Source organism: Betaproteobacteria bacterium, assembly GCA_016791345.1.
In the GTDB taxonomy this organism is placed as follows: Bacteria; Pseudomonadota; Gammaproteobacteria; order Burkholderiales; family JAEUMW01; genus JAEUMW01.
Genome location: JAEUMW010000013.1, coordinates 1 through 7,225, shown reverse-complemented (window position 1 = coordinate 7,225; position 7,225 = coordinate 1). Strand labels below are relative to the sequence as shown.

At 64.9% G+C, this 7,225-nt stretch carries 5 protein-coding genes, 1 tRNA gene and 1 pseudogene; 6 read left to right on the top strand and 1 reads right to left on the bottom strand.

Annotated elements, in window-relative coordinates; translation table 11 throughout:
- Nucleotides 1-215: 215 nt before the first annotated feature.
- The 6 genes and pseudogenes from JNK68_00385 to JNK68_00360 all read left to right on the top strand — a co-directional run bounded on the left by JNK68_00385 (nt 216) and on the right by JNK68_00360 (nt 5,833).
- Nucleotides 216-305: transfer RNA gene (locus JNK68_00385), tRNA-Ser, on the top strand.
- Nucleotides 306-474: 169 nt separating this feature from the next.
- Nucleotides 475-1,713 carry an integrase arm-type DNA-binding domain-containing protein gene (locus JNK68_00380; GenBank protein MBL8538802.1) on the top strand — a complete coding sequence of 413 codons (1,239 nt, stop codon included), beginning with the start codon at nt 475-477 and terminating at the stop codon, nt 1,711-1,713.
- Between the two features lie 326 nt (nt 1,714-2,039).
- A pseudogene (locus tag JNK68_00375) lies at nt 2,040-2,514 on the top strand (DEAD/DEAH box helicase).
- Entirely contained in the window at nt 2,511-4,973 is a 2,463-nt protein-coding gene (locus JNK68_00370) for a DEAD/DEAH box helicase (protein MBL8538801.1), read from the top strand. Before JNK68_00375 ends, JNK68_00370 begins: the two are co-directional and overlap by 4 nt.
- A 247-nt stretch (nt 4,974-5,220) precedes the next feature.
- A complete protein-coding gene (locus JNK68_00365) occupies nt 5,221-5,502 on the top strand; it encodes a type II toxin-antitoxin system RelE/ParE family toxin (GenBank protein MBL8538800.1) in 282 nt (93 codons plus the stop codon).
- Between the two features lie 10 nt (nt 5,503-5,512).
- Entirely contained in the window at nt 5,513-5,833 is a 321-nt protein-coding gene (locus JNK68_00360) for a HigA family addiction module antidote protein (protein ID MBL8538799.1), read from the top strand.
- A gap of 288 nt (nt 5,834-6,121) precedes the next feature.
- On the opposite strand, the gene JNK68_00355 is transcribed toward JNK68_00360, so the two are convergent.
- The gene (locus JNK68_00355; GenBank protein ID MBL8538798.1) at nt 6,122-6,469 is read right to left on the bottom strand and encodes a hypothetical protein; all 348 of its coding nucleotides are present in this window, start codon (nt 6,467-6,469) and stop codon (nt 6,122-6,124) included.
- Between the last annotated feature and the right edge of the window lie 756 nt (nt 6,470-7,225).

Genomic DNA, 7,225 nt, shown 5'->3' with positions numbered 1-7,225 from the left:
AGAGCTTGGTCGGGCAGCCGGCACCATAACAGAATCCGGGGGTTGGACGCGACCTCGAAGCGAAGCGCAAGCCGCGCGAATTTTCCCGTGCCCGAATCACTGCTAGAATTCGCGCCCACGGCAGATCCTGGAATCGTCGCGCAGCAACGGCGCCGGGTCGCGGCTTGCGGACCCTTTCTGCCGGGCATGGCGATGTCCGAGCCGCAATGGAATACGGAGAGGTGCCAGAGTGGTTGAATGGGCCGGTCTCGAAAACCGGAATAGGGGCAACTCTATCGTGGGTTCGAATCCCACCCTCTCCGCCAGACGACATTTCGACAATATCCGCCAATGTTCAAAAACGTCAATATATGCAGTAAGTTACGCGACACGTGGGGTTGCTATCGTTCGTTGAAATCCGCTACAATCCGCGTCAAGTGGATGGGTAATAGGGCGGGTTGACACTCCGGTAACGGGTTGGGCGGACGGTTTCCCATGACGAACGGAAGGCGAATCGATCGCCTGTCGCCGCGCAAGGTGGCGACTGCGGGGCCTGGCCTGCACAACGATGGGCTTGGCCTCCTTCTGCAAGTGACCCCATTCGGCGCGAAATCCTGGCTGCTGCGCTATCGCTTCGCTGGCCGGCGGCGCGAGATGGGGCTCGGACCCCTCTCCGAAGTGTCGCTCGCCGAAGCGCGTGAGCGGCGCGAGCGCTACCGCAAGCAGATCCGCGACGGCACCGACCCGATCGAGCAGCGGCGTGCCGACAAGCGCGCACGGGTTGCCGAGCGCGCACAGGCCATGACGTTCGCCGATACGGCCGGCGCTTTCATCCGCTCGAAGTCCGTCGAGTGGACGAACCCGAAGCACGTGGCGCAGTGGCAGGCGACACTCGAGACGTACGCGTTTCCCGTGCTCGGTGAGATCGACGTGCGTGACGTCGACGTCGGTGCGGTGCTGCGCGTGCTGGAGCCGATCTGGTGCGAGAAGCCGGAGACGGCCTCGCGCGTGCGCGGGCGTGTCGAGGCAGTGCTCGGCTGGGCAGGCGCCCGTGGCTATCGCTCGATCGAGAACCCGGCGCGCTGGCGTGGGCACCTCGATAAGCTGTTGCCGGCGCCGACGAAGGTGCGCGCCGTGGCGCACCATGCGGCGCTTCCCTACGCTGAAATTTCCGACTTCATGCAGGCGCTGCGAGCGCAGGCCGGCATCGGTGCGCGGGCGCTCGAATTCGCGATCCTGACCGCTGCGCGCACGGGCGAGGTGCTAGGCGCCACCTGGGCCGAGATCGACGCACAGCGCGCGCTGTGGACCGTTCCAGCCATACGCATGAAGGCCGGGCGAGAACACCGCGTGCCGCTGTCGGCGCCGGCGCTGGGCGTGCTGCAGGCGCTGCACCGTGAGAACGAGTACGTCTTTCCGGGCGGCAAGATCGGTCGGCCGCTGTCGAACATGGCGATGCTCGCGACCTTGCGCCGGATGGGCCGCGGCGAACTCACGGCGCACGGCTTCCGTTCGACCTTCCGCGACTGGGCCGCCGAGCAGACGCACTTCCCGAAGGAACTCGCCGAGGCCGCGCTCGCGCATGTGGTGAGCGGCAAGACCGAGGCGGCGTATCAGCGCGGCGACCTGCTGGAGAAGCGCCGCCGCATGATGGACGACTGGGCGCGGTACGTCGAGGCCGAGCGGGGAGAAGTGATCCCGTTCGCGAGGTCGGTCAAGGATGGTGCGGCATGAGCGCCGAGTACATCACCGCGATTCACGAGGCCGGACACCAGCTAGCATGTCTGACGAGTTCAAGAGCGGCGGAACCGGATGTTTGCCCATCCGGCCCGCCTGACCGCAACGCAGCACCTTTGTAGGAGGTTTGCATCATGGCTGATTCTGATTTTGCCGCAGTTCCAGGCAAGAAAGGTCCGATCCCGCATGATTTACCACGCTGCGATTCACGAAGCGGGGCACGAGGTCGCCCATCGGCGGCTTGGGATCCTGTCTGATCGCAGCAGGTTACGACGAAGATACCGCTCGGCTCGGGACGAGGGGCGGGGGTGTTGGCGACTTCGATATAGACCGAGCAAACTGAGCACCTCGACCGCATCCAGGTCGCCTTGGGTGCCGAGGCTCCGCACCTGTTTGTTTTTCACGGGCGGATGTCCAGGAAACAACGCGCCACGCTCATCGAAGAACTCGACGCGCTGCCACCCGATGCGCCGCGCATTCTGCTGGCCACCGGCAAGCTTGTCGGGGAAGGATTCGATCATCCGCCGCTCGACACCCTGCTCTTGGCGATGCCCGTGTCGTGGAAGGGGACGCTGCAACAGTAGCGCTGGCCGCCTGCATCGGGAGCACGCCAGCAAGGCCAGCGTGCGGATCATCGACTTCGTGGACACCGGGCACCCGGCTTTAGTGCGAATGTGGGACAAGCGCCGTGGGTACCGAGCGATGGGTTACTCAATTCGCGCAGATGCCGGTGCTGAAGAAACCGTCGCGGCCGAACTCCCGCTCGGTCGTGCACTTCAGACAAGGAATCAACGGTGAAACGGCAACGTGCTTCCGATCGGCCCATCAAGGAACCGAAGCTCTCGCGCTCCCATCTGCCGGTCGGCCTCGCTCCCGCCGACTGGCAACGCGCACTGCGCCGCCAGTTCGGGCGCGACCAGGCGTTCGTGCTGGAAAACCGCGGCGACCAACCGTTCTTCTCGGAGTTTCGCGTGGGCAACCCCCAGTCGAAGGCCAGCTACCGCGTGGCGATACGCGGGCTGAACGCCGGTGACAACTACTGCTCCTGCCCCGACTACGCCACCAACGAGCTCGGCACCTGCAAACACATCGAGTTCGTCCTCGCCCGGCTCGAGAAGAAGCGCGGGGCGAAGGCCGCCTTTGCCCAGGGGTGGCGTCCGGCGTTTTCCGAGATCTACCTGCGTAACGATGGTGCGCGCGCGGTGTACTTCCGCGCCGGATCGGACTGCCCGCCGGCCGTGATGAAAGCGGCCTTGAGACTTTTCGACGCTCCGCGCGGCGGCGCGCTCCCGGAGGAGCGCTTCGGCGAGTTGGAGCATTTCCTCGCGACGGCGGCGAAGAGCGGCCACGAACTGCGCGCCTACGACGATGCGCTCGACTTCATCGCCGGCCGGTGCGATGCGGCGCGCCGGGCAGACGTCCTCGACAGCCTGTTCCCGCGCGGGGCGTCCGACAGGAAGCTGGCGCAGCTGCTCAAGGCGCCGCTGTATCCATACCAGGCCGACGGCGCGCTCTTCGCGGTGCGCGCCGGCCGCGCCCTGATCGGCGACGAGATGGGCCTGGGCAAGACCATTCAGGCCATTGCGGCGACGGAAATCCTGGCGCGGTATTTCGGCGTCGCGCGCGTGCTGGTGGTGTGCCCGACCTCGCTCAAGTACCAGTGGCAAAGCGAAATCGACCGTTTTTCCGGCCGCGCGGCGCGGGTGATGGCTGGCGGCCGGGCGCAGCGGCAGAAGGATTTCAGCGCCGACGATTTCTGCAAGATTACCAACTACGAAAAGCTGAAGCCCGATCTCGACCTGATCGCCGAGTGGGCGCCGGAACTGGTGATCGTCGACGAGGCGCAGCGCATCAAGAACTGGAACACGATCGCCGCGCGGGCGCTCAAGCGCATCGACAGTCCATACGCCCTGGTGCTCACCGGCACCCCGCTCGAAAACAAGCTCGAGGAGCTGATCTCGATCGTGCAGTTCGTCGACCAGCACCGGCTGGGACCCACCTGGAAGCTGCTGCACGAGCACCAGGTCAAGGATGAATTCGGTCGCGTCACCGGCTACACGTGCCTGGAGAAGATCGGCCAGACGCTGGCGCCGATCCTGATCCGCCGGCGCCGGTCCGAGGTCCTGACGCAGCTGCCCGGCCGCACCGACCAGAACCTGCTGGTGCCGATGACCGAGATGCAACTGGTGCATCACCGGGAGAATGCCGACATCGTGGCGCAGATCGTGAAGCGCTGGCGGCGGACGAAGTTTGTCTCGGACAAGGATCAACGGCGGCTGACCTGCGCCCTGCAGAACATGCGCATGTCCTGCAACAGCACCTACCTGCTGGACCAGGAAACCGACCACGGCGTCAAAGCCGACGAACTGGGGGCGCTGCTTGACGGCGTCTTCGTGCAACCGGACGCGAAGGCGGTGGTGTTCAGCCAGTGGACGCGCACCCACGACATCGTCATCCGCAGGCTGAAAGATCGCGGCATCGGCTATGTCAGTTTCCATGGCGGCGTATCCTCGGAAAAGCGCCCGGCGCTGGTCGAACGCTTTCGCACCGATCCCGACTGCCGAGTCTTCCTGTCGACCGACGCGGGCGCGGCGGGACTGAACCTGCAGCACGCGTCGACACTGGTGAACATGGACCTGCCGTGGAACCCTGCGCTTCTCGAGCAGCGCATCGGGCGCATTCACCGCATGGGTCAGAAGCGCCCGGTGCAGATTGTCAATTTCGTCGCCAAGGGCACCATCGAGGAGGGGATGCTCTCGGTGCTCGCCTTCAAGCGCTCGCTGTCGGCGGGCATCTTGGACGGGGGCCAAAGCGAGATCTCGCTCGGCGGCTCGCGCCTGAGTCGCTTCATGAAGGAAGTTGAGAACGTCACCGGCCGGATGGGCGAGGGCGAAGCGATGGCGCCGGCGGAAGAGGCGGCGAGCGTCGCGAGCGCAACGGTGGGGTCGCCGGTCGAAGTGGTCGCCGCCGACGAGTCTGTCGTGGCCGGCGACATCGCATCGGAAGCCGACGCTTCTGCGCCGGAAGCGGGCGTCGATCCCTGGGCCGGGCTGCTGCAGGCAGGCGCGCAATTGGTTTCGGCGCTGCGCGCGGCCGGGGATGGCGAGGGAACGTCGCATCCCTGGCTCGAGCGAGATCCTGCGACCGGCTCGCGCAGCCTCCGGCTGCCACTGCCACCGCCGGAGACAGTGCGACGACTGGCCGATGCCCTGTCCGAGATGGCAGATTCGCTGCGTGGAAAGAGGGCGGCCGATTGACTGGACGCCGCTGCGCCGATAGACGTCGATGGATCTCGGAAGGCGGCCTATCGTGAAAGCGGGCGGAAACGCTTGCGACCTTCTGGATCTCGGCCGTCGCTTTACGGACCCGCTGCTCGGCGGGCTGAGAGCGCCAGCGGAAGGCATGCCGGCGAAAGCGCGGCGCGAACGCCCGCTTGTGTGGAGAAGGTCTTGTCATCAATAATCACGTTTGACGTTAATCACGTCACGCGTTACTATTCGAACCGTGGCGATCAGGACGTTCAAGTGCGCCGACACGGAAGCGCTGTTCGGACTGCGGCGCGTGGCGCGCTTTGCGAATATCGAGCGCCCGGCGCTGCGCAAGCTGAAGCAGCTCGATCTGGCGCGGCGCATCGAGGACTTGCGCGCGCCTCCGGCGAACCGATTGGAGCAGCTGAAGGGCGATCGCGCGGGCCAGTGGAGCCTGCGGGTGAACGATCAGGTCCGCATCTGCTTTCGCTGGACAGGAAGCGACGCCGAAGACGTCGAGATCGTCGACTATCACTGAGGAATACGACATGACCACGAAACTCAAGCCCGTGTCGCCCGGCGAGATGCTCGCCGAGGAGTTCCTGAAGCCGCTGGGCATGAGCAACTACCGGCTGGCGAAGGAGATCGGCGTGCCCGCGCAGCGCATCGGCGAGATCCTGGCCGGCAAGCGCGCCATCACGGCGGACACCGACCTGCGGCTGTGCCGCTTTTTCGGGCTCTCGGACGGCTGGTGGCTGCGTCTGCAGGCGGACCACGACACCGAGGTCGCGAAGGCGAGTCTCGCGAAGACGCTCGCGAAGATCAGACCGTGGAGGGAAGCAGCGGAGCAGGCTGTCGAAGCACACTGATGCGCTGCTCGTTCGTGCGGCAGCGTGGTGACGGTAAAAGAATCGCCACAAAGTCTCGATGCGAGAACACGGGCTTCTGATGCCGGCACGCTCTCGAACCCGACTCGAGTGCCCGAGGGCTGCGTCCTCCTGCGGCATCGCATGTAGCGAAGCGATAGATCTCGATGGATCTCGAAAGCGAGCGATTGTGGAAGCGCTGATGGTCCTCGATAGATGTCGATCGATGGTGAAAGCTGCGCTCGGGGATCCCTTCGAGCGAAGACTTCGCGCGTGCGAGCGCGGGCTGAATCAGACCCTGCAGGGAACGCACTGCGCCGCAGGCCCGCGCGGGAGCGTTCTGGAATCAGCGACGCCAGCAGCAGACAACCCGCGAGCGCGGCGAGATAGGGATGTCGTTCGTGGCGCACCGGCACCGAGCGGGTGGTCGGCAGCAGCCAGCGCTTCCAGCACCTCTTCCTTGTTCACGGGGTTTGCAGCGGCCAGACCCATGGCACCGGCGAGGTCGGCGATCACTTCGTCCCTGCGCTGCGAGAGGTGCTCGTTCTCCGCGCCCGCGGGCCGTTGCGGGGCGTTCCTGACATCTTCGCCGAGTGCCATGCGCTCCATGTCGAGCACCGAAAGCGTCGGTAGCCCCATGGTCGCGAATTGGGCAGCCTCCTCGCGCGTCCAGTAGCCGCTGATCGCACCCTAGGCTGTCTTAAGGCCATGGTCGACGTCACGGCTGAGTCTGGCGCGAATGCCATCATGATTGACACATCTATCCTATCCAAGGTTACGAATGTCTGCCTGATCGACACGCGCGGTGAAGGCATGATCGACATCAATAGCCTTGTCGCACGCAACAACATGGTCCAGCAGGGAATTCCCGCTCTGGAGGACTTGCGCTCCTTCGTCGAATACTGCCACTACCGCGGCGTGGCGCCAACGTGGCCGGGTCGATCGAGAGCTATCAGGCGCAGCAGCTGTGGGCCTTGTTCCGGAACTGGATCAAGCCTCAACTCGTGGATCAGCATCCGGCGTGGATCGCGATCCGTCAAATGCGCGCCGCATTGGAGAGGATACGCGCCAGAGGATCGGCTCGCTGATCTTGTGCTTCCTTACGACTTCGGCCACTGGTGCCTTATCGGCCTCGCGCAGGATAGCGACCATCTGTTCTTCGGTGAAACGGGCTTTTCTTCATCGGCTCCTCGACAGTTGCGGGAGCCATTCTCTCAAGTTACGACTGGGGCCAAAAACCTGGGCAGGTCAGCGTGATATCTGGCGAGGACGCGGCTCGACCGTCCCCGTATGAAATTCGAATGCCCCGCGCTTCAGGTCGCGAAAGTAGTGCCCAAGCGTGTTGCGCACCGTAGCAAACGCGAGCTCAGCCCAGGGAACTTCTTCCTCGCCGAA